The following is a 16252-nucleotide window of genomic DNA, read 5'->3' on the forward strand; positions in this document are numbered from 1 at the left end:
ACTGACCGACCGGACACTTCGACCATCCCGTAAAACAAGACGGCGGATCTTGGCTGCACTTTCCATCAATATCACCCGTTCATGCCCCGCGCTAAATGCACGGATCCTAACAAACAGGTGGGTCAATCTTAAACGCTCATAACCCACCTAACCGGGTCAATTTTGCATGCCGATTCACAATTTTAAGGTTTAGCGCCATACGCCTTACAACAAAAAATTGTAGATCCTATCTAGCTGTTGCTAATGCTCTCTGCATCGCACGCCGGAAGTTGCGTTTCATCCGGGCATCCGCAGTCTTTCGCGCACCCTCTTCAAAACGCAGGCGCGGTTGATAGTCTGCGCTCTTCTCATAGGCAATCAGCAGCTTTAAACCCGTGCGGCCCTTAGTGCCCCGCGATCCGTTGCGCCGCTTGCCGCGCTTAGGCCGCTGCCAGATCCCCTCAACACCGTTGATCTCACCTTGAAACACATCCGGTCGCTTCAACAACCGGTCAATGCTACGCCGTGGCAGGTTGCCATACTTGTTGAGCCGCTGAGAGAATGGCACCGCCAGCGCCTTGCGCTTTGGCCTTCTGGTTCCACCTTTCTCCTGCAGCTCCAAATAATCCGCTTGCCTATCCTTGAAGAAGACAACAGCCGAGAGGTTACGCTTGCTTGCCCGCTTCAGTGCAAGGCCGCGCTTGGTGAAGGGTGTAGGACGGTCCAGCCGCCTACTCAGAGCTTTCTCACTATTGGCTTTGATATCCTGCGCAGTCTCATTCAGCGCCAAGCTGATCGCATAGGGCACCTGCCGCTCTTCCGCTTTGGTCAGCCCCTTGGCGACCTCACTAAAGTTTGCGGTGTAGCGGATCATAGCGCCCTCAACGAAAAAGCGCCCCAAGCCGTGCAGGCTTGAAGGCGCTAAATTCCAATGTAGAGGAGTATTGTGCTTTGAGTGCGCACACGTCAACCCCACCCGCTCACAACAACATCGGCTCAGCTATGTAATCTTTAAGATCCAGCCCGAAATAGAACTTCCTACGCCTATGAAATATCGTCGGTTTCTGGTTCTGAGCATCAAACCTGAACCAAGCTGAATTTCCTTTCTCATCATCTGGGGTTCCCTCAACCCAGCGCATCTTACCAATGGGAACAACATCAGAACAACAGCCCATAAACCTTTGAGATTGCAGAGAAAACAACCAATCCGAATCGAAAAGCAGCCATGTTGGAGCCAATTGGCACAAATGCAGTATCAGAGCGTGCAATAGTCGCCGGGTCCAAGGCGGGTTTGTGATGATCGCCTGCGCTCCCTGCAGGTCCTCTTTTGTCAGCCTGAAAGCGTTTTTCTTTATTATCCCCCGCCGCTTTGGGTCCAGATCATAGGCAGCCAGACACTCAAGCCCTAAAGCGTCCAGCTGCCCTATCAGATCCCCACGCCCCGCGCATGGCTCACAGTATGTCTCAACGCCCTCAAGAAAGGGCGCAAGCGCCTGCCCCGCCCGTGTATCCCAAGTGAAATACTGATCAAACTTGCGGCGCGGAAAATCTGAGTGCTTGCCCATGCAACACCTCTAAGCATCAACTAACACTAGCCATCGCCCCAGCAATCCAGCTCTTCATCAGCTAAATATTCAGCATCCGACTTGCCCCAGTGGTGATTTTCAGAGCCAAAGTCACACTTTTCAGCATCACAGAATGCATCTAGCGTAATGCGGGCATGCTTCTCAGCTTCCGCCTCACTCAACCCTGCCCGCAGCATAAATCGTGCAGCCATGCAGCTCACAAATTCGCTTTCAGAAAGGATATTCTGCAGGTCTTCCATGGGTTCACCTCCCAGGTTTCGCCAGATCCGCAGGCGCTTGCCAACAAGGGTATCCGGCGCGGTTACTGCCAAACCCAGGTGGAAGGCCGCACGGGTTAAACCATCCCGTAAAAGCTGCCTCACATAGTCCTGAGTTTTGCGAAGTGGTTTTGCGCTCTCCCGGTGCTCCCTGCTTTCCTCAAACAGCAAGGCCACCTCATTGGTGGACATGGAACGCCCGGCGATGGAGAACACGACAACGGCTTGATCTGGTCCAAGCGCCTTTGCAATTTCCTTGATTTTCCGGGTGGCATCGCTGGTACTCACAAACAGCCAATCACGGTCTGCACCGCCCCCGTCAACAACCGGCTGAGCATAGTCGATGGATCTTGTCTGCCCGCCTTGCTCAATCATCAAAGCGCTGATCTGGCACGCAACCCGGTATTGCAAATCAGAGAGCAATCCTTTGCTGCGCATGTGCTCCAATGCGCTTGCACGTGTGTAGCTGCGCTTGTCCTGCGCTGGCTTCCTCTTCTTCCGGCTTGGCTTACAACTGGTCATCTGCCACCTCTTCACGTGCCTCAATCTCTTTTGCGATCATTACGGCAAGCCTGTTCCTGCGGTTCGCAATCGAACTCGCCATGATTTGAACGCGATGATTTGCCGGTAGTTTTTCAAGCTTGCTGTTGTACTCACCTCTGAGAACGTCCAGCGCTTCTTCCATCTGCTTTGCTATGCGGGCATCACGCTGCATGGTGGCCACCACAAACGGTTCAACCTCCTCCATGGAAGGCACCCGTTTTTCTCTGCGCACAAAATCAATCAGATCAGCATGCCAACCAGCCAACGCCGCAGACGTGGCAAGCTTTGCATCCTGATTAATCAAAACCCGCACCGCCACATCCTCCGGCCACGGATACCCAGCCCGCACCGGGTTAGATTGCCCGGAATCCCTGGCTCTCAATCGCTCTTGTGCTGATTTGCAAGCTGCTGTGATTGTTCCCACATAAGGCCATGTTGAAGAGGTTGCCCGCTCAATCAGACTGGACGCCGCCGCCTTCAACACATCCTCAGAAAACCCCGAGAGCTTTGTCGAGAGGCTGGAAAAATACGCCTCCGGGTTGGTGCCGGGTGTTTTCTTAAAGCTGCCCTGCATCGGCTCAACAAAGCAGGTTTTCACAAGATCGCCGGGCGCTGCCATGGCTTCACCCTCCAAAAACGCGATCTATAGCGGCATTGGTTGCCCGCTCATCTGCAGCACATTTCCGCGCCCGCATTTGCGCCGCTTTGCGACCATCTGGAATGAACTTTGGATTGAGCTGACCCTGCGCTAAACGGCTGTTTTTGGCGGCTAACACAGCCCGCGTGAAATAATTTAAGCTTCTCACAGGGTCAGGCGCGGCCCCAAGAACCATGTGCAAGGTGGGCTTCACGTCTAACTCAAGGTCGCACCCATTCACGGCCCAGCCCCAGGCAGGCTCAAGGCCGCCACGCAAGCGCCCTGCAGCCGGATCTAGCCCAATTTTGCGTAAAAACGCCCGCAAAGGCACGATAAAGCGCTGCCCTATGCCCTCCACATCCTCAGTCGGGTGTTGGGTGTCCTCAGCATTTCTGCAAAAAGACCTACTCGCAGCCGCTTGTTCTTCTTCATCTTTAGTTATTAAAGACTCGTTCTTATAGGTGTCTAATTTTGGAGGCACCCCCTGCCTATTTTTGCATAGTTTTTGTTCCCCTCGGGCAGTCACATGTTCACCAATCGGGCCGCTCTCCATCAAATCCGGCTCTTCGCAGTCAATCAGATCCTTATTGATGACTTTGTAGGTGTGGGAGCAGTCACCGCCATCAGGCCGCTCACCGCGTAAAATCTTCAACCAGCCTGCAGCCACCAGATTGCTGATCGCCTTTTGAATTGTGTAACGCACAACCCCAAGCTGGCGGGCCATCTTCACTTGGCTGCGATACGTCAAACCATTGCCATCAGTGGAGCAGCACAGGACGCCCAACACCTGAATATCGCGCGGCCGCAAAGTTAAATCCCCAAACACACCGGCCGGGATAATAGACAAACGGGAACCGTCTCCGGGACTAGGCATTTTAAAACCTCCTGAGCAGTGCGGATAATTGGATAAGTGAGAACTAGAAAATCAGTGGCGGAATACGCGCTCTGATTACGCAGGGATTGAAGCTAACAAGGTGACTTGTAACTATACCCTCAGAACAGCCCTAGCGGCTTGTGGCGGTCACGGTCCCATAGCTTTCCGTCTCCCCTTACCACGTCTCCAATGAAAGAGATGGCGTGGCAGTTCTATATTGGCGGCAAGCGCCAACTGTTCCATCTCATGAAACCACGAAGCAGGAAATTGCCCTCGCACAACGGCAGCGCTTACAGCGCCCGACTTAACCCCGAGAGCATCTTGAATATTCTTCCTGCCAAGCGTTTGAGCGATTTCGCGTGCGTTACACATGTGATAAAAATCAACGTTTCATAGATTATAGTCAACACCATAAATACAACATAGTCTACATTTATTGGATTATGATAGAATGCGATCCATGACTAGAAGAGTGATTTCAGGACGTTACGCGGATTCCGCAATACGACTTAGAGCTGTGAGAAAATACTTCGGTATGAACCAGAAGGATTTCGCGGCAAATGCCGACATTCAATACAAATCCTACAATCAATGGGAAACCGGAGACTTCCGCGTCTCAATACCCGGCGCAATAAAGCTGCGTGAGCGATATGGGATCTCAATGGACTTCATATATTTAGGCAACATTGATGCATTGCCCACCAAAATGGCCAATGAACTCATGTCCATATTACGAGACAATACCTCTAATAAATCGAACGATAATGGGGACGATTGAGCCCCTTTTAACAACAACTGGAAGCGTTCTTCTTGGTCCAAAACGACCTCCCACATCCCCTAAGTGTCCGATATTTAACAACGATGATTCGTTTACTTGGCGTTAATAAACCAATTAGAATTGCAATGCACACAAGACCCTCGTTGAGCAATTCCAACGCATCAGTGAACTCTTTTCACCCTTCATCAGAACACTCTGAATTTTCTCAACACTAAAGATTCTTTCCATACAAAGAGCAGCTATTTAAGTGCGCAGCTCTATACCCCTGAGTGCGTCAAATATTTGCATCAATCAAAAGAAGGTCAACTAATAAATCTACGTTTCGTGGATTACATTGATTGACAATCCACATTTCATAGATTTATGCTTTCTGTATGTTCTGCATTTTGTGGATAATCTGCTTCGCAAAGCAAGAACCTGATTACGAGATTAATCTCTGCCATCAATGACAGGAGTAGTCATGCGTACTTTTGATTTGACGAATACCCATTGCCCTCAAAGCGAGCACAGCCTTTCAAGCTATTATGGCTTACTTCAGCCAGAAATATTCAGCCTCGAACGGTTGGTTGAGGCTGCGCCCCTCTCTTTGAGCGAGCGCGGCGAACTTGCGCAAATTATCGCCATCCGCTTTTCCAGCGGGGCAAACCGCGCCCTTTCCATTGCTCCAACTCAGTGAGGTTCAACATGGCACCTCGCAAAACCACCCCAGAAGCGGAAACAGCATCCGAAGATACCAAGCAAGCACAAACCACCAAAGCTGCAACCACCAAACCTAAGGCCAAGACCACCCCGGCAAAGACTGCCCCGAAAAAGGCAACACCAGCCAAAACACAAACCGGGTCTAACAGCTCCGGCATTGCCGCCGATCATCTGCAAAGTTTCTTTGATCGCATTGAGCGGCTGGAAGGCGAGAAGAAGGGCATTGCCGACGACATCAAAGACGTATTTGCGGAAGCTAAGGGTAACGGGTTTGATGTGCCGACCATGCGGGCAATTCTGAAAATCAAAAAGCAGAAGCCATCAGAGCGCGAAGAGAAGGAGTCCATGCTGGACCTCTACATGCACGCCCTTGGCATGCTGGAAGGCGATCTGGACGAAGCCCAACAACTTGGCATAGACGCAGCAAGCTCAGGCAAAGCAGTCACGGACAATCTCTATATGACCGAAGATCCACGCTTCAAAAAATGGGAACAAGGCTGGCAAATGCAAACCGCCTTTCTGGCAGCACAAGACAACCAGTAAGCCTCAGCGATCAAAGCCACGGGAGCGGCGCAGGTCATGCAGCCCAACAACCAAAATCAAATAAAGCTGCCTGCGGCCCCTCCTCTCCCCACACGGGAAGACCTAGAAACCGCCCTCAACCTCTTCGCCAAACTCGTCGACAAATACGGCACCGATTACCTCCCCTTCTTCTTACGCATAGAGCGGGAACTCACCGCACTGGAAGAAGAAAAAGACGCACTTTCACGCGCAAGAGCGCGGGCGCGTTTGCAGGGCTCTACAAGGCGAGCCTAAATTGGGTCAACTGGAAAGCAGCCGGACTGCGGACTTTGCTGACCTTCGCTGCGGCGCGAAAGCTCAGGCAACTGAGAAGCCTTTGCCAGCATCCAGGGCCATTAGCTGCCGTTCAGATCATTCTATCAGGAGTTGAGGTGGGCGACCATATGTTCGCTCATGAGTTAAATGCACAAGGCAATAATAGTCATCTTTATCCAACTTCTCACGGCTCTTGTATCAGTAGTTCGAGCATACTCTTACAGATAGCTGCGTTGTATCATAGAAGATCAAAATGAAATCTAGTTGCGTTTCGAAAAGGCTGCATAGAGGGATGTCTTGAAAGAGTGAAGGCGACACTATCGTGAGTTAAGAACTGTGTAGCTGCCATACAAAGTCAAAGACCTCCACCGGAGGTGGAGGTCTTTGACTACAACTAAAGCACAGCGAGAAAATCGTCGGGCTGTTTTACTCGCACCAAACCTTTAAACAAAGGCAAAATCGTCTTGATGTAGATCGGAAAGCGTAACACCACCAAGAGTGACGGAAGTACCTTCAGCAATCGTTATCATGGTATTAGCACCACTTTGAGCAGCTGCAGCTAATACCGCATCGAAATCAGAGAACAAAGATGCCTCAAATCTAATCACATCTGACGGCCCACTCCCGGCGGCAAAGTCGCCAATGAGATCATGACCAGTATCGCCAGAATTGAATACAAAGGTGTCATTGCCTTCCCCACCATAGATACTGTCATCCCCCATTCCTCCATCAATCGTATCATCGCCACCATTACCCAAAAGCCTATCAGCCAGATCTCCGCCCTGTAGAGTTTCACTTGCCTCACTCCCTCTAATCTCCACAGGAGACAAGCCAACATAACCAGTTTCTACAGTTCCTTGGGCCTCAAACACAGTGCCATCAGGACCAGTGTAAGAGCCATCGGCGTTCTGAGTGAAGATATAAACTGCGCCAGCATCATAAGCTTTGTCATCGTCATGATCTTCGCCAACGATAATAGTACCGTCCGCTGCGATGGACACACATGTGGTATACCCGTCAAATTCTTCCCCGTTAATGGGGGACAGATCATAACGGGTGTAAGCATTTGGCCCGTCTGGCACATAGACAGTAACAAACTCCTTTTTACCTGATGAATGTTGTCCAATTGCGATCACGCCCTTAGAGTTCATGGCAAGTGATCGAGCAGTATCATCTTCAAATTTTGAAATAGAGTAATTGCCCTCACCATCAGGTTTATAAACGAAAATTGCATCTGTGCCGCCCACAACAAAGCTACCATCGCTTTCAACTACTACTCGGCCGCCAAAATTGTTACTCATATCAGGATCTTTGAACACCTGCTCACGATATCCTCCCTCGCCGTCCTCTGTAAATATGCTCAATCGGCCTCGGCCTCCTACAGTTATTACTCCCTCATCATTTACTTGGACACCTATGTCATATGGATAACCAAAGTTTGGAATCCCCCGAATAGGAAGGCTAATTTGCGAATACTCACCCATCTCATCGGGCGTAAATATTACTATCCGGTTTTTGGAATTTCCAAAGGCCGAAGCAACGATAACTCCATCATCGTTGATTGCGAGAGTTCTACCGAGAAAGTCCTCTTTTCGCCCATCTGACGCGGTCAGCTTAAGTTGCTTAAAGCCAGTTTCACCAATCGGAGTTACAACATAAACTGAACCAGAATCTTCTCCCATATCGTCATCTTTATATGCACTTATCGCCATAATACCTGAATTGTTGATCGCAGTAGAACTGCCGAATAAATCACCTGCCGATCCGCGATAGGCCTGAAGTTTAGTCTCACTCAAACCACCCTCCTCATCTGGTGTGTAAACGTAGGCCGAACCAGAAAGATCACCCTTGACATCATCTCCGAAAGCCCCAACAACAATTGTGCCGTGATCATTTATCTGCGCTGAATGACCGAAATAATCCTGCGCCGCCCCGTCAGAGGCTATAATCTTAACTGGCTGAATGAGTGCTTTACTTTCCCCATTTACAGTCACAGTCACCGTCTCTGAAGAGGTGGCTCCAGCTTCGTCTTCTACCGTGTATGAAAAAGTGTCGATTGCACTCTCATTCCGATCTAGATCGTCGAAGGCCCCATTGGTATCATAAGTAAAGGTGCCATCTTCGTTTATGGTCACAGTGCCTTTGGTCGTGCTTGTTTGCACGGTTATTGTGTGAGTGTCGTTGGTGTCCGGATCCATAAAGTCTGGCGTGATCACAAGTGAGCTGCTTTCACTGGTGCTCACATTCATCGCGGAGGCAATTGGCCCATCATTTTCACCAGTGACGGTGATTGTAATCGTGGAGGTATGGCTTGCCCCAAAACTATCAGTGACCGTGTAAGTAAAGGTCTCAAGCTCGGTTTCACCTTCAGCCAAATAGTCAAGGGCTGCCCCGGGCACATAATCGAACACACCACTCTCAGTTTCGGTCAGTGTGCCTTTCAGCCCATCTGTATTAACCGTCCATGTATGGCTATCTCCCGCATCCGGATCATGATAGATCGCACGAAAGATGATCTTGCCGTCTTCCTTAGCAGAAAAAGCGAATGGAAAGGTGACCGGAGCGGTATTAGGATCCATCCCCGTCACAGTAACTGTTACGGTCTCAGTAGAGCTGTCTCCTGCGGCATCCGTTACCGTGTATGTGAAGGTGTCAGTTGCTGTTTCACCAGCATTAAGATGATCGAACTTTCCATCGGGATCATATGAAAAAGTGCCATCAGCGTTGAGGGTTACAGAGCCTACAGTACCAGTAGTATCAATAGTAACCCCATGGCTGTCAGATGCATCCTGATCTGTAAATTCAGGAGCAATCACAATTGCAGTCCGCTCATCCGTTTGCTGTTCCAATGCGGCTGCAACAGGAGCATCATTTTGGCCTGTGATGGTAAGCGTGACAGTCGATGTGGTGCTTTCCCCGGCACTATCAGTGATGGTATAGGAAAACGTATCAGTCGCTGTTTCACCTGCCTTTAGATAATCGAAAGCAGTTCCCGGATCGTAATGAAATTTATAATCGCTCATAACGGTTCCGGTACCGATCATTTCATCAGTATTCAGCGTAAGAGTATGAGTATCCAGGAGATCTGCGTCCTGGAAAATGACCCGGATCGCGATCACTCCATTTTCGTTTGTATTCATCTGAACTGGATAGGAAATTGGTGCGGTATTAGGCATTTGAATCAGTGTCCTCATAGAAATACACACTGATGTTGACAAATCCTTCCAAAGCTTACAATTGCACAATGAATACATTTCCACCCTAAATTGTGCAGAGCTCTAAGTTACCAGCGAGCAATTCAAGCAAGTGTGGCCTGCTTATGGTGAGAATGAATAAGGCAGCGAATACAGATTTTTGTATGAACCGATCATCAAACGCAAGCATGAGGCATAACTGCGATCAAGGTTAGAGCTGGTGTCGAATATCGAAAAACGAATTTTGGATGAGTGGTTGGTATGATCACTCGGTGACCAGCAAACCAAATCGACCTATGGTTGAAGGTCACGCGCAGACCGGAACCACTTGGATTTGCATGAATGTCAGCAATTGGTCACGAGCGGCTTGCTGCACCCGCGAAGGCAAATCGTGTGGCGTATGACTGCAATGGGCTCAAACAAGCAATTCTCGCGACTTAATCCGGCCAGCAAGAACTGGCACTATTTCCCCCTCAACCTCTCAAACACCTCCATAGAAAACCCAAGCTGTATCTTCCGCAGCTCCCCGGCACGATACGCCATTGACCCACCATCGCCATATTCCGGCCGGTCAATAGCGTGCCCCATCAACAGGCAGCGCAGCTCATAATCCAGCTTAGCTTCCTTCATACGGGTTTCAAAGGCATGGCGCAGCGAATAAATCCGGTGGTTCTCAGAGGGCAGTAACCCTGCCCGCCGGAAAGCCTTCATAGCCGTTGCGGAAAAGTTATTTTCCTTGTCCACGTAGCGCGGAAAGCCCTCAGGTGCCCGCCGCATTGCCTCATAAGACACGCCGATCAGAGGAATATCACGCACGCTGGATTCCGTTTTAATGGCGCGATCCGGCTTAAACTTGATGGAGATATAAGGCACCTTGGCATCAAGATAGATCTGCTGTGCGGAAATATTGCAAAGCTCGGAAGGGCGGCAACCGGTTTCAATACACGCCAGCACAATCAGGGCTGCATCTCTATTCAGCGAAGCTAGCGCCCCAGGTTCAAGAATTTTCTGCTGTATCCAGGAGGCAGGGAAAGGCGGCACATCCTGCCGCAAGGCTTTGGGACTGCGGAAATTGAGATTCCTAAAGGGATTCTCTCGCTCTTCCTCCCCGACCCTCTCAAAGTAAGAGCTATAGAGCTTGCGCATGTTGCCAACATCGCGATTGGCGGAATTACCGGAAAGCGGCTTTTCCCCGCCCTTGCCGGTCACACGATCTTGCCACCAGTTGAAAAACTGCAAGGCATCCTCACGGGTCACCTCTTCCAGATCTATATCGCCAACAATCTTGATAAAATTGCTCACAGCCCGGTTTTTGACTTTTTCATAACTTTTCTTCTGAGCTGCACTCATGCCCTTTTGCTCATCCGGTGCAATCTCAGCTAAATAAACGTCCATAGCCTTAGAAACCGTCACAGAAGGGCGTTTGGCAGTACCAAGCAATGCTTGCGCATCAGATTGCAAACCAGCCTCAGGCCGCCGTACCAACGCCAATGCACGCGCCACCACATCCACCACGGGGGCCGCTTCCAGCTCGTAGGCAGGCTTAAACACAAAACCAAGCGCAAGCGCACGATGTTGCGCCGCCTTGTAGTTTGCATCAGCAACATCCAGCACAGCTTCACCACCGCCATGCAGAGACAACCAGTAAAGCCGGTCAGCTTCTGCAAGTGCATCACGCCGCGCACAGGCCTCTTCTAAGGATGATGTTTCGAGAGAGAGTTCAATTTTGCCGCGTTGGTCTAAATGCGCAACCTTTTTAGGCACGCGCCTGATGTAGTACCAGCGACGACCCCGCAACTTTAGGTATTTGTCTGACCCCTGCATAAAACCCCCAATTTGCAAATGTAGGGCAGTTTGTAGGGCAATTTGTAGGGCAAAAAGTGCGGCTTAGTAAACCCGCAAAAACAAAAACGGCGCTTTGCTAAGTAATATCAATCACTTAGCAAAGCGCCGGTTGGTGCGGCCGAGAAGACTCGAACTTCCACGGGTGTTACCCCACAGCGACCTCAACGCTGCGCGTCTACCAATTCCGCCACGGCCGCAAAACCTTGGCTTGCCTCCGGTTTGTTTGGCTCGTTGGCCTCGCCCCGTCGGCTGGTGAGCGGTGATATAGCCAACCCCTCGAACCTGCGCAAGTACCCTTTTTCAAAAATTCACAGCGCAGAGGAAAAAAATCGAAAAAACCTCTTTTAGACGGGCACTTATCCACTGCACGAGATATTTCAGATCCGATCTTCCATGTTTACAGGCCGCATATCCACAGCACGCTGCAATACCTTTGTGATGACAATGCCAACTTTATCGCCAACCACAGTCACCTGCCCTTCAGCAACAGGTGTACTGTTTGCCAAAATCGTAACATCATCAGCTTCATGGGTGTCCAGCTCAATCACCGCACCACGCCCCATGCGCAATAATTGATGCACTGGCATTTCAGATTTGCCCAGCACCACTGATATGTCGACGGAGATATCATCGAACCTGTTCATCTCTGCCTGCCTCCATCTGAGGGAATAAAATGCACCCGTCTCATCTCTGTGAGTTGGTGCCCTGTTATTTTTAGTGTAGACGCTTACATCTCATTAGGGCAAACCAACTAACCGAAATCCGCAGATCATTTTGGGATAACAACATGGCCGATCGTCAAACCCTTAAAACAGACTTCTTCCCCCTGGAGGGATCTCCCCCTGTTGAGTGGGTGATCGACGACGATCTCGTGCCTTACGAAGTTGCCCAGAAGGAAATGAAAGAGCGTGTTGCCGCAATCGCAGCTGGCGAAGCGAACGAACGCGTCTGGCTTTTGGAACACCCGCCCCTTTACACAGCAGGCACAAGCGCCGATCCAGTCGACCTGATCGCCAAAGATCGCTTCCCGGTTTATGAAACAGGCCGCGGAGGGCAGTATACTTATCACGGTCCCGGACAACGTGTTGCTTATGTTATGCTCGATTTGAAGCGACGCCAGCAAGACGTCCGCGCCTTCGTCGCAGCATTGGAAAAATGGCTCATCGACACCCTATGGCAGCATCACGTCCGCGGAGAACGACGCGAAGATCGCGTTGGTGTCTGGGTTCAGCGCCCTGAAAAAGGCAAAGACGTAGAAGACAAGATTGCCGCCATCGGCATTCGCCTGCGCAAGTGGGTAACGTTCCACGGCATCTCACTGAATGTAGACCCAGACCTGGAGCACTTCACAGGCATTGTCCCCTGCGGCGTGCAAAAGCATGGCGTCACCAGCTTTGTAGATCTTGGCCTTCCGCTCACAATGCCAGAGGTGGATATCATCCTGCGCGAACAGTTCGAAGAGATCTTTGGCGCAACGGAATCCTTTGGCCCGTCCGGCCTCGTTCAAAAAACTGAGAGCGAATAACTAGTACTCAATGCGGAAAGCCCCCTTCTCCTCAGGGGCATCCGCCAGCAGTGTTACCGCTTCAACTTGTGCCCCGACTGGCCCTTGCTGAACAGCCATCAGCAAGGCATCCACTTTCTCCGGATCACCGGTGACAACTGCCTCCACCGACCCATCTTCATTGTTCTTGCACCAACCGGAAACACCGAGCATTCCGGCCTTTTTATAAAGCCACGCACGATACCCAACACCCTGCACCAATCCCGTGATGGAACAGTGTTTGGTTTTCATTGGTATCTCCCGGTGCGCTTAAGGGCTTCACAGATAAAGCTTTTCTCGATTCAGAGGGCGAAATTGGCAACACTGCCCAGTCTCACCACAGCCCTAGATTGCAAGCCATAAAAAAAACATCAACTCCTATATCTAATAGGCAGACCTTTAGGAGAGACTTTATGAATTTTCTCAAATCTCGCCTGACTGCTCCTTCATTCTCCGCAGTCATGATTTTTCTACCAGCTCAAGCCTTTGCTCAGGCCGATTTCACCAGTCAGTTCAACGAGATCATAGAAAAGGCTGATTATGAAACCGACATCATATCTTTTGTAAGCAACACTAAGCAGAACCCGGAAAACAATCAGGCAAAGCTCGCATTGGGTGCCCTGCAGTTCCTCAATGCTCTCCAAGGCATTCAACAGGACCTATACAAATACGGCGCCGGAAACACATCCCCGAACAGAAGCCTGAAATCGGTCCTCCCCATTTTCAGAATCCCGGTTGCCCTAAACCCAACGCCAGAACCCGTTACCTACAACAAGACAAGGGAAATGCTGGAGAAATTCGTGTCTCAGCTGGAACAGGCAAACGAAACTTTGAACGGGATATCAGAGCAGCCTGTGAAGCTTACGGTAGACCTGTTGAAGATCGGCCTAGATGCAGACAACAGCGGAACCGTGGAACCCCACGAAAACCTCGCCACAATTCTCTCAGGCCTTTCCAGAAGAAGCCCGTTTCAGCTTGAGGATGATACAACAACGTTTCCTATCAGCTTTGACAAGGCGGACGCAAAGTGGCTACAGGGATATTCTAACCTACTCATGTCAATGGGTAATTTCCTACTCGCCTTTGACTATGAGAACACCTACGACCTGACCTTTCATAGCGTCTTCGGCCCATCAGCAACCACTTACGGCCAGCAGCTGGAGGAAAGGGGCAAAGCAGACAACGGGCGCGGCTTTGGTTCCTTCGCTACCCCAATCAACTTTCTGCATTCCATTAACTGGACTTTAGAGAACCCCTATCGTCTCAAGGCAACACGCCAAAACCTCTTGAAGGTAATGCAACTGAACTACGAGACATTGGATCTCATTCAGCAAGAATCCGATGACGACAATGAATGGTTACCAAACCCCAATCAGACCAGCCCGTTTCAGGCCCTCCCTGTCACACAAGAGACCATCGACAGCTGGTTGGAAGCCGTCAAAGCCTCCGAACAGGTACTGAACGGAGAGCTTTTGATTCCGTCTATGGTGTTTGAAGGCGGGATCAATATGAAGACCTTCTTCGAAACCGCAAAGACCTTCGATCTTGTGCTCTTCATCACCGGACCAAACTCCGTTGACTATGTGCAACAAGGCCCTGTTTGGGAAGGAAATTTCATGCGCACAATCACACGCCCAATGGGACGCAACTTTGGCTCTTTTGCGGTCTGGTTCAACTGATTGCTCACACAAAGAAAAAGCCCGGCAACTTGGCCGGGCTTTTCAATTAGTTCTGCTTGCGCTCCACATGCACCGTATAAAGCGATGCGCCAATGATCAGCGCAGCCCCAAGCCACAAGTTGCCCGGTGGTACCCAGCCAAAAATAAGGAATCCACAAAGCACATTAAGCGGCAACTTGAGATGATCAAACGGCTGCAGATAAGCTGCATCGACCTTCTCATAGGCCATAGCCAATGAGCCTTGCGCAATCGCCCCCAAAAGCCCCGCCAGAATAATCAACCACCACATACTCATGCCAACTGGCATTGCCAAACCACCTGGAGCCAGGAAAGCCAGGACGAAATTAACTGGTGTCAGCAGTAGAAGAAGATAGAGCGTAACAGATTGCGGGCTCTCACGCTCTTCCAGCTTCTTCATACAAAGAATAGAAGAACCCCACAGCAGAGCAGCGATAATCGGCAGGAAAGCAACCAGCTGAAAGGCATCATCCCAAGGACTCAGAATAATCATGCCACCCATAAAGCCGACAGCTGTCGCCGCCCAGCGCTGCCTGCTTGCAGTCTCACGCAAGAACAACGCCGCTCCAATAGTCACGAAGAACGGAGACGTCATCAGAAGTGCAATCGCCTGCCAGATCGGCACGCCATTCGCCAAACCAGCCACCCAAAACTGAACGCCCAGTGCCGCCAGAAAGACGCGGAAGATATGCAGCGCCAGCTGTTCTGTGTGCAGTCCGTCAACACCAATGCGCCAGATCACTGGCAGCATCGCAACAAGCGAGATCAGGTATTGCCAGAAGGTTGCGCTGGTAGAACTCAACCCCTGCACCATCGTCAGATACTGCATGGCGGAGTTGGTGATAGCAAAAGCCGCACCAGCAAACACCATCCAGCTTGCGCCCACAACAGCTGCGGACGCACGAGTAGAACTGCGTGTTGAGCTCATGCACGCACCTCAAATTCAGTCGGTAAAAACGGATTAAACATAAGAAATCTTTCTGATCCAAAGGGCCAACAACAGCCACGTTTCATTGAATCAGGACGCGCAAGCCAACAGTGCTCTTCTAAGCACCCTTCACCTACATTCTCTTTCATCCGGACTATAACCGTCGGTTCCGGGTTCTCACCGGATCTGCTGACCCTTCCTGAATATGGAAGGCGCTCGCGGACTTATGGCACGAAGGCCCATCACCACCGGTAGGGAATTACACCCCGCCCTGAGAATTATCTCCCATCATTGGGAGACCTGTTTTCTAACAGATTCTCAGGAAATTGCGAGTTGTCTTTCAGTCTAACTGAAAACACGTTTGTGAACGGACTGTCACCCCAATACTGCCTCGCAACCTGATGCCAGGAGAGCTGCTATCGCAGATCCCATTGGCGCAGTTCCTCACGGTATGTTTCGGGAAAATCCCAGTGTTCTGCAGCTTCTAAAACACCTTCCCACGCTTTTACGTGAGGCTTACCCGTCCGCACAGTGCGGCTCATATACATAATGGCAGATTTATTCTGCCCACCGCTGCGAACCGGAAGAAAGACCTTGTCCAGACCCTTGCGGAAAAGCGCCTCTGCGCCATCCACAATTGTAATTTCTCCAATGCGGCAATCCCACAGAACACCGTGAACACGCTTCCCCGGCGCTTTCACCATGGAAGGAACGCCTTCAGACGTCACGATAAAGCGATAGCCATCCATGGAAGCTGGCCCCAGCGCTTTGGCTTGCGGGCAACGACTTGCCATGGTTTTCGGGTTCATCAAGCGGCCATAAGCGAAATAAATCGGCATCAATTCAACTCATTAC

General features: G+C 50.6%; 17 protein-coding genes, 1 tRNA gene and 1 riboswitch. Of the genes, 6 read left to right on the plus strand and 12 right to left on the minus strand.

Annotated elements, in window-relative coordinates; translation table 11 throughout:
* Nucleotides 1–226 precede the first annotated feature (226 nt).
* From PsAD37_RS21715 to PsAD37_RS21735, 5 genes are all read right to left on the minus strand, one after another.
* Nucleotides 227–853 carry a hypothetical protein gene (locus PsAD37_RS21715; RefSeq protein ID WP_063297904.1) on the minus strand — a complete coding sequence of 209 codons (627 nt, stop codon included), beginning with the start codon at nt 851–853 and terminating at the stop codon, nt 227–229.
* Nucleotides 854–959: 106 nt separating this feature from the next.
* The gene (locus PsAD37_RS21720; protein ID WP_063297905.1) at nt 960–1544 is read right to left on the minus strand and encodes a hypothetical protein; all 585 of its coding nucleotides are present in this window, start codon (nt 1542–1544) and stop codon (nt 960–962) included.
* A 26-nt stretch (nt 1545–1570) separates the two neighbouring features.
* Entirely contained in the window at nt 1571–2344 is a 774-nt protein-coding gene (locus PsAD37_RS21725; protein ID WP_063297906.1) for a hypothetical protein, read from the minus strand.
* Entirely contained in the window at nt 2331–2984 is a 654-nt protein-coding gene (locus PsAD37_RS21730) for a hypothetical protein (RefSeq protein WP_063297907.1), read from the minus strand. Before PsAD37_RS21730 ends, PsAD37_RS21725 begins: the two co-directional genes overlap by 14 nt.
* Before the next feature lie 4 nt (nt 2985–2988).
* On the minus strand, nt 2989–3876 hold the full coding sequence (locus tag PsAD37_RS21735) for a helix-turn-helix domain-containing protein (RefSeq protein ID WP_063297908.1): 888 nt from the start codon (nt 3874–3876) through the stop codon (nt 2989–2991).
* Nucleotides 3877–4411: 535 nt separating this feature from the next.
* On the opposite strand from PsAD37_RS21735, the gene PsAD37_RS29650 reads away from it, so the two are divergent.
* The 4 genes from PsAD37_RS29650 to PsAD37_RS21760 all read left to right on the plus strand — a co-directional run bounded on the left by PsAD37_RS29650 (nt 4412) and on the right by PsAD37_RS21760 (nt 6169).
* Entirely contained in the window at nt 4412–4654 is a 243-nt protein-coding gene (locus PsAD37_RS29650) for a helix-turn-helix transcriptional regulator (protein WP_063297910.1), read from the plus strand.
* Between the two features lie 460 nt (nt 4655–5114).
* Nucleotides 5115–5330 carry a hypothetical protein gene (locus tag PsAD37_RS21750; RefSeq protein WP_063297911.1) on the plus strand — a complete coding sequence of 72 codons (216 nt, stop codon included), beginning with the start codon at nt 5115–5117 and terminating at the stop codon, nt 5328–5330.
* A gap of 8 nt (nt 5331–5338) precedes the next feature.
* Entirely contained in the window at nt 5339–5896 is a 558-nt protein-coding gene (locus tag PsAD37_RS29540; RefSeq protein ID WP_084408046.1) for a DUF2312 domain-containing protein, read from the plus strand.
* A gap of 36 nt (nt 5897–5932) precedes the next feature.
* Entirely contained in the window at nt 5933–6169 is a 237-nt protein-coding gene (locus PsAD37_RS21760; protein ID WP_063297912.1) for a hypothetical protein, read from the plus strand.
* Nucleotides 6170–6633: 464 nt separating this feature from the next.
* On the opposite strand, the gene PsAD37_RS21765 is transcribed toward PsAD37_RS21760, so the two are convergent.
* The 4 genes from PsAD37_RS21765 to PsAD37_RS21780 all read right to left on the minus strand — a co-directional run bounded on the left by PsAD37_RS21765 (nt 6634) and on the right by PsAD37_RS21780 (nt 11873).
* The gene (locus PsAD37_RS21765; protein WP_063297913.1) at nt 6634–9366 is read right to left on the minus strand and encodes a VCBS domain-containing protein; all 2733 of its coding nucleotides are present in this window, start codon (nt 9364–9366) and stop codon (nt 6634–6636) included.
* A 480-nt stretch (nt 9367–9846) separates the two neighbouring features.
* Nucleotides 9847–11208 carry a DUF6538 domain-containing protein gene (locus PsAD37_RS21770; protein ID WP_063297914.1) on the minus strand — a complete coding sequence of 454 codons (1362 nt, stop codon included), beginning with the start codon at nt 11206–11208 and terminating at the stop codon, nt 9847–9849.
* A 131-nt stretch (nt 11209–11339) separates the two neighbouring features.
* Nucleotides 11340–11426: transfer RNA gene (locus tag PsAD37_RS21775), tRNA-Leu, on the minus strand.
* A 180-nt stretch (nt 11427–11606) separates the two neighbouring features.
* Nucleotides 11607–11873 carry a FliM/FliN family flagellar motor switch protein gene (locus PsAD37_RS21780; protein WP_063289457.1) on the minus strand — a complete coding sequence of 89 codons (267 nt, stop codon included), beginning with the start codon at nt 11871–11873 and terminating at the stop codon, nt 11607–11609.
* A gap of 143 nt (nt 11874–12016) precedes the next feature.
* On the opposite strand from PsAD37_RS21780, the gene lipB reads away from it, so the two are divergent.
* Nucleotides 12017–12754, plus strand: coding sequence for a lipoyl(octanoyl) transferase LipB (gene lipB / locus PsAD37_RS21785; protein WP_063297915.1), 738 nt, complete (start codon nt 12017–12019; stop codon nt 12752–12754).
* Here lipB and PsAD37_RS21790 read toward each other — a convergent pair whose 3' ends face one another.
* A complete protein-coding gene (locus PsAD37_RS21790) occupies nt 12755–13024 on the minus strand; it encodes an acylphosphatase (RefSeq protein ID WP_063297916.1) in 270 nt (89 codons plus the stop codon).
* A gap of 161 nt (nt 13025–13185) precedes the next feature.
* Between PsAD37_RS21790 and PsAD37_RS21795 the strand changes: the two genes are divergently transcribed.
* Entirely contained in the window at nt 13186–14451 is a 1266-nt protein-coding gene (locus tag PsAD37_RS21795) for a hypothetical protein (protein WP_063297917.1), read from the plus strand.
* Nucleotides 14452–14497: 46 nt separating this feature from the next.
* Here the strand turns inward: PsAD37_RS21795 and PsAD37_RS21800 are convergent, their stop codons facing one another.
* Nucleotides 14498–15397 carry a DMT family transporter gene (locus PsAD37_RS21800; RefSeq protein ID WP_063297918.1) on the minus strand — a complete coding sequence of 300 codons (900 nt, stop codon included), beginning with the start codon at nt 15395–15397 and terminating at the stop codon, nt 14498–14500.
* A 133-nt stretch (nt 15398–15530) separates the two neighbouring features.
* Nucleotides 15531–15680, minus strand: a riboswitch (FMN riboswitch).
* Between the two features lie 133 nt (nt 15681–15813).
* A complete protein-coding gene (locus tag PsAD37_RS21805; protein ID WP_063289460.1) occupies nt 15814–16236 on the minus strand; it encodes a gamma-glutamylcyclotransferase family protein in 423 nt (140 codons plus the stop codon).
* Between the last annotated feature and the right edge of the window lie 16 nt (nt 16237–16252).

Source organism: Pseudovibrio sp. Ad37, assembly GCF_001623075.1.
Taxonomy (GTDB): domain Bacteria; phylum Pseudomonadota; class Alphaproteobacteria; order Rhizobiales; family Stappiaceae; genus Pseudovibrio.

Coding starts and splice junctions, on each gene's coding strand:
- PsAD37_RS21715 (WP_063297904.1), bottom strand. CDS start 853: ATGATCCGCTACACCGCAAACTTTAGTGAGGTCGCCAAGGGGCTGACC.
- PsAD37_RS21720 (WP_063297905.1), bottom strand. CDS start 1,544: ATGGGCAAGCACTCAGATTTTCCGCGCCGCAAGTTTGATCAGTATTTC.
- PsAD37_RS21725 (WP_063297906.1), bottom strand. CDS start 2,344: ATGACCAGTTGTAAGCCAAGCCGGAAGAAGAGGAAGCCAGCGCAGGAC.
- PsAD37_RS21730 (WP_063297907.1), bottom strand. CDS start 2,984: ATGGCAGCGCCCGGCGATCTTGTGAAAACCTGCTTTGTTGAGCCGATG.
- PsAD37_RS21735 (WP_063297908.1), bottom strand. CDS start 3,876: ATGCCTAGTCCCGGAGACGGTTCCCGTTTGTCTATTATCCCGGCCGGT.
- PsAD37_RS29650 (WP_063297910.1), top strand. CDS start 4,412: ATGAACCAGAAGGATTTCGCGGCAAATGCCGACATTCAATACAAATCC.
- PsAD37_RS21750 (WP_063297911.1), top strand. CDS start 5,115: ATGCGTACTTTTGATTTGACGAATACCCATTGCCCTCAAAGCGAGCAC.
- PsAD37_RS29540 (WP_084408046.1), top strand. CDS start 5,339: ATGGCACCTCGCAAAACCACCCCAGAAGCGGAAACAGCATCCGAAGAT.
- PsAD37_RS21760 (WP_063297912.1), top strand. CDS start 5,933: ATGCAGCCCAACAACCAAAATCAAATAAAGCTGCCTGCGGCCCCTCCT.
- PsAD37_RS21765 (WP_063297913.1), bottom strand. CDS start 9,366: ATGCCTAATACCGCACCAATTTCCTATCCAGTTCAGATGAATACAAAC.
- PsAD37_RS21770 (WP_063297914.1), bottom strand. CDS start 11,208: ATGCAGGGGTCAGACAAATACCTAAAGTTGCGGGGTCGTCGCTGGTAC.
- PsAD37_RS21780 (WP_063289457.1), bottom strand. CDS start 11,873: ATGAACAGGTTCGATGATATCTCCGTCGACATATCAGTGGTGCTGGGC.
- lipB (WP_063297915.1), top strand. CDS start 12,017: ATGGCCGATCGTCAAACCCTTAAAACAGACTTCTTCCCCCTGGAGGGA.
- PsAD37_RS21790 (WP_063297916.1), bottom strand. CDS start 13,024: ATGAAAACCAAACACTGTTCCATCACGGGATTGGTGCAGGGTGTTGGG.
- PsAD37_RS21795 (WP_063297917.1), top strand. CDS start 13,186: ATGAATTTTCTCAAATCTCGCCTGACTGCTCCTTCATTCTCCGCAGTC.
- PsAD37_RS21800 (WP_063297918.1), bottom strand. CDS start 15,397: ATGAGCTCAACACGCAGTTCTACTCGTGCGTCCGCAGCTGTTGTGGGC.
- PsAD37_RS21805 (WP_063289460.1), bottom strand. CDS start 16,236: ATGCCGATTTATTTCGCTTATGGCCGCTTGATGAACCCGAAAACCATG.